Origin of the sequence: Photorhabdus heterorhabditis (assembly GCF_001280945.1) — a bacterium.
Classification (GTDB): domain Bacteria; phylum Pseudomonadota; class Gammaproteobacteria; order Enterobacterales; family Enterobacteriaceae; genus Photorhabdus; species Photorhabdus heterorhabditis.
The window spans coordinates 1-489 of sequence record NZ_LJCS01000236.1; the positions used below are offsets into that span (position 1 = coordinate 1).

At 48.5% G+C, this 489-nt stretch carries 1 pseudogene; it reads right to left on the reverse strand.

Annotated features, from left to right (window positions below):
* Positions 1-489: pseudogene (locus tag AM629_RS21515) on the reverse strand (lipase family protein); the annotation flags it as partial.

Here is a 489-nt window from a genome sequence, read left to right on the forward strand (position 1 = left end):
GCAAAACCCAGGCCCGGAATGGACACACTTCCAATACATACCGCTGATTTAACGGATGAACCTGATAGCCTTTTGGCTCCAAGTCCGGGAAATGATAGGGAGGTGGAATTTTTTTAGGATCGTTCCAATCATCTAGTGCCGGCAAACCATCACTGATCTGCCCAATTGTCACATAGCGATATTGATGGCCTTCGGCTTCGGCTTTTGGTTTCACCACCGACGCCTCTTCACCGCGTTTTTCCCGCAACGGATGCTTCTCCATCTCATTCGCCAGTTCCTGAGCACCGATATACAACCTCACCGGATGGGGTGGAAAGGTTTCTTCTCTAATCATACCAAAACCATCCGTTACCCCCCGACGTTCATCTCGCGGATTTCCCCGACTTCTCAACCGGTAAGGCATATTCACAATCGGCTTGCCTTGCTCATCCACCAATTGGAATTCTATCCAGTGTTTCAGAATGTTTTTACAGTCAATATGATCGAGTG